This is a genomic window from Gordonia sp. (in: high G+C Gram-positive bacteria), assembly GCF_012515855.1.
In the GTDB taxonomy this organism is placed as follows: domain Bacteria; phylum Actinomycetota; class Actinomycetes; order Mycobacteriales; family Mycobacteriaceae; genus Gordonia.
Genome location: NZ_JAAYXO010000180.1, coordinates 1 through 3,970, shown reverse-complemented (window position 1 = coordinate 3,970; position 3,970 = coordinate 1). Strand labels below are relative to the sequence as shown.

The following is a 3,970-nucleotide window of genomic DNA, read 5'->3' as shown; positions in this document are numbered from 1 at the left end:
GCCGGTCAGTTCGCCGTCTTTGTCGAACGAGTACGGGGCCTCGTTGGCGTAGGCGACGGTCACGGTGCCGGCCTCGCGGAGGGACTCGAGGGTGGTTTCGGCGTCGCTGTCGGTCTTGGTGCAGGCGGTCAGGGCGGTGGCGGTGAGCAGTGCGGTGGCGAGCAGCGCCGCCCCTCTGCGTGCCAGGTGTCGGTTGTCGCTTCGGATTCTCATCAACTGTCTTCTTCCCCGGTGGGCGTCGACCGACCGTCGGGAAGACATCCGCGAAGGCATCGCCTGCACGGCGTGGTAACGGTGTTCGAGCGCCCAAGGTTTCGTATGAACGTGCGATTGACTTCGGGTGTGACGACCATATCAACTTCGGTCACATGTGATGGGTGTTTGCGGACGTCGGTGAAAACCGAGTTCGCGGAGTCCGCTGAGAATCGCCGGACGGCTCGTGGATACAGTCGGATGGTGAGCGTAGAAGACCAGTCCCCACCGCAGTGGTTCAGAGACGCACTCGCGCAGTCGGGCCAGCCGGGCCGCGTGGACGTGAACGGTGCATCCATCGCCTACCGTTCGTGGGGCGAGCCGGACACGCCCGGCGTCGTGCTCATCCACGGCGGGATGGCGAACCAGAACTGGTGGGATCACATCGCGCCGTTCCTGGCGTCGGGCCGCCGGGTGGTCACCCTGGATCTGGCGGGCCACGGCGACAGCGACCGTCGTTCCGAATACCGCTTCGAGGAGTTCATCGACGAGGTCTTGGCAGTCGCATCAGCGGGCCGAATCGCCGGCCCGCCGATCCTCGTGGGCCACAGCATGGGCGGGATCGTCGCCTACGCGGCCTCCGCGCGCTGCCCGGAACAGATCGCGGGCGTCATCGTCTTCGACTCTCCGGTCCGTGACATGACTCCGGAGGAGCGCGCGATGCGCGCCGACATCACGGCTCACCCGCCACGGATCTATCCGACCGTCGAGGCCGCCGTCGCGCGCTACCGCCTCGTGCCCGCTCAGAATTACGCGGAGCCGTACATCCTCGAGCACGTCGGTCGGCAGTCCCTGAGGGAGGTCGACGGTGGGTGGGGGCGGAAATTCGATCAGAACCGGATGGGACGGTCCAACTCGCGGCAGCTGGAAGGCACCGTCGCCGGAACCGCCGTCGCCTACTTCCGCAGCGAGAACGGGATCGTCGACGACGACCTCCTCGACCGGATGCGCCCGATGCTCGGTCCTGACGCGTGGGTGATCGACCTGCCCGAGGCCGGGCACCACCCGATGTTCGACCAACCGATCGCCATGATCACCGGGATCCGCACCGTGCTGGCGGCCTGGCGCCGCTGAACCTGGGGTTCGGCAGGGCGCCGTCGGTCACGCGTTCGGGAGATCGGCGGCAGCGGCGCGGTCCAGGAACCAGACGGTGTTCTCGGTTCCCGCGGCCCCCGCGCACGGCCAGTCGTGTCGGGAGGCTCCGGCCGCTGCGGCGGCGACGGCTTCGGCCTTCTCGGCCCCGGACACCAGGAACCAGACTTCGCGCGAGGCGTTGATGACCGGGAACGTCAGCGTGATGCGCCGCGGAGGGGGCTTGGGCGAGTCGGTGACGGCCACGACCGGACGCGACTGTTCGGCGGTCGCATCGGTGTGGGGGAAGAGCGAGTTGATGTGGCCTTCGCCGCCCATGCCGAGCAGGTGGACGTCGAAGACGGTGTCGTCGCCGATCAGGCGGGCGTACTCGTGCGCCGCGGCGTCGATGTCGTCGCCGAAGGGCCCGTCGGACGCCGGAATCACGTGCACCCGCGCGGGATCGATGTCGATGTGGTCGAACAGGGCTTGGCGGGCCTGCAACTCATTGCGCTCGGGGTCGTCGATCGGGAGGTAGCGTTCGTCTCCCCAATAGATCTCGACGCGCTCCCAGTCGATGGCGCGCGGGTGACGGGCCAGTTCCCGGAGCAGCCCGATGCCGTTGCTGCCGCCGGTGAGGGCGACGGTCGCGATACCGCGAGCTTCTTGCGCGTGCGTGACCGCGGCGATGAATCGGGCGGCAGCGGTCGCCACCAGTTCGGCGGACGATTCGAAAATCAGGCGTTCGGCCTGGTCGTTCATCGATGCTCCTCGTGGGTGACGCCCGACAATCCATGCAGGGCGCTCTCGTACACTTCGTCGGCGTCCAGGCTCCGCAGTTCTTCGGCGAGGCACTCCGCGGTGGTCCTCCTGGCCCAGTGCGACCGTCCGTCCGGGTGGCCGGTGCTGCGCAGGATCCCGCCTTCGGGCCCGACGCTCATCGACAGCTCGCCGCCGCTGTGGTGCAGCGTCACTGACATCTCGCCGTCGCCGCGCGACACCGGGACGCCCAGCGCCGATGCCAGCCATCCGGCGAACAGGTCCAGGCCTGCGAGCTCGTGCGGTCCGGTGACCCGGGCGGAGGTGATCGGGTGGTGCGGCGGGCGATCGAGGGCAGACACCAGCATCGCGCGCCACTGGGTGATGGCCGACCAGGCGAGATCGGTGTCGCCCGGGAGATAGCCGAGGCGTCGAGCGCTGAGCAGTGCACCGGGATCGTCGCTGCGGCGACTGTCGGTGATGCGACGCGACGCCAGCCGGCCCAGCCGAGTTTCTGCGGGTCGGGCCGGGGCGTTGCCCGGCCACCAGACCACGACCGGCGTGTCGGGCAGCAGGAACGGGGTCACGACCGCCTGCGGTTGATCGGCGAGCGCGCCGTTGAGGTGCAGCACGACGACTTCGGAGGCGCCGGCGTCGCCGCCGACCCGGATCTGCGCGTCGAGCTGCGTGGCGGCGGAACGGTCGTGACGGACCACCATGATCACGCGGCACGGGTGCTCGCGGCTGGCGCGGTTGGACGCCTCCACGGCGTCCTCGGCGTCGTCGCCGTTGTCGAGATCGATGATCAGCGTCAGGACGCGGCCGAGGGTGACGGCCCCGCCGGTGCGGCGCAACTGAACGATCCGCTTGCTGATCGCTTCGGTCGTCGTGTCGGGCAGGTCGACGATCACGGGCGCCTCCAGGCTCGTCCGGTGCGGGCCATCATCTCGTCTGCCGACGCCGGACCCCAGGTGCCGGACTCGTACTCGTCGGGGGCCCCCGACTCGGCCCAGTTCTCGAGCACCGGATCGAGGATCTGCCAGCTGAGCTCGACCTCCTCGTCGACCGGGAACAGCGACGGCTCGCCGAGCATCACGTCGAGCAGCAGCCGTTCGTACGCCTCGGGCGAGGAGACGGTGAACGCGCCGCCGTACGAGAAGTCCATGTTGACGTCGCGGACCTCCATGCCGCTGCCGGGCACCTTGGAGCCGAACCGCAGGGTGACGCCTTCGTCGGGCTGGACGCGAATCACGAGTGCGTTCTGCCCCAGCTCGGCGGTCATGGTGTCGTCGAACGGCAGATGCGGGGCTCGTTTGAAGACCAGGGCGATCTCGGTGACGCGCCGGCCGAGACGTTTGCCCGTGCGGAGGTAGAACGGAACGCCCGCCCACCGTCGGGTGTCGACCTCGAGGGCGATCGCGGCGAAGGTCTCGGTTGCGGAGTCGGGGGAGAAGCCGTCTTCGGACTTCAGTCCGACCACCGGCTCGGACCCCTGCCAGCCCGGACCGTACTGTCCGCGAGCGGAGTTCTCGGCGATCGGCAGCATGTTGCGCGTCGACGACAGCACCTTGATCTTCTCGATCTGCAGGTGCCGCGGCGAGAACGAGACCGGCTCCTCCATCGCGACCAGGGCCAGCAGCTGCAGCAGGTGGTTCTGGATCACGTCGCGTGCGGCGCCGATGCCGTCGTAGTACCCGGCACGACCGCCCAGCCCGATGTCCTCGGCCATCGTGATCTGCACGTGGTCGATGTAGTGCGAACTCCACAGCGGATCGAAGAGCTGGTTCGCGAAGCGCAGGGCCAGAATGTTCTGGACCGTCTCCTTGCCGAGGTAGTGGTCGATGCGGAACACCGACTCCTCGGGGAAGACGCTGCCGACCAGTCGGTT

Annotated in this window: 4 protein-coding genes and 1 pseudogene; 1 reads left to right on the top strand and 4 read right to left on the bottom strand. The window is 68.7% G+C overall.

The window, feature by feature from the left end; all coding sequences use genetic code 11:
* Window positions 1-213: pseudogene (locus GX543_RS12980) on the bottom strand (ectoine/hydroxyectoine ABC transporter substrate-binding protein EhuB); the annotation flags it as partial.
* Window positions 214-453: 240 nt separating this feature from the next.
* On the opposite strand from GX543_RS12980, the gene GX543_RS12975 reads away from it, so the two are divergent.
* On the top strand, window positions 454-1,326 hold the full coding sequence (locus tag GX543_RS12975) for an alpha/beta hydrolase (RefSeq protein ID WP_290852401.1): 873 nt from the start codon (window positions 454-456) through the stop codon (window positions 1,324-1,326).
* A gap of 27 nt (window positions 1,327-1,353) precedes the next feature.
* On the opposite strand, the gene pgl is transcribed toward GX543_RS12975, so the two are convergent.
* From pgl to zwf, 3 genes are all read right to left on the bottom strand, one after another.
* Window positions 1,354-2,085, bottom strand: coding sequence for a 6-phosphogluconolactonase (gene pgl / locus GX543_RS12970; RefSeq protein ID WP_290852400.1), 732 nt, complete (start codon window positions 2,083-2,085; stop codon window positions 1,354-1,356).
* Window positions 2,082-2,993 carry a glucose-6-phosphate dehydrogenase assembly protein OpcA gene (locus tag GX543_RS12965; RefSeq protein WP_290852399.1) on the bottom strand — a complete coding sequence of 304 codons (912 nt, stop codon included), beginning with the start codon at window positions 2,991-2,993 and terminating at the stop codon, window positions 2,082-2,084. The genes pgl and GX543_RS12965 overlap by 4 nt, the downstream gene beginning before the upstream one ends.
* Window positions 2,990-3,970: glucose-6-phosphate dehydrogenase (gene zwf / locus GX543_RS12960; protein ID WP_290852398.1), on the bottom strand; the 981-nt coding region annotated here is incomplete at its 5' end. The genes zwf and GX543_RS12965, both read right to left, overlap by 4 nt.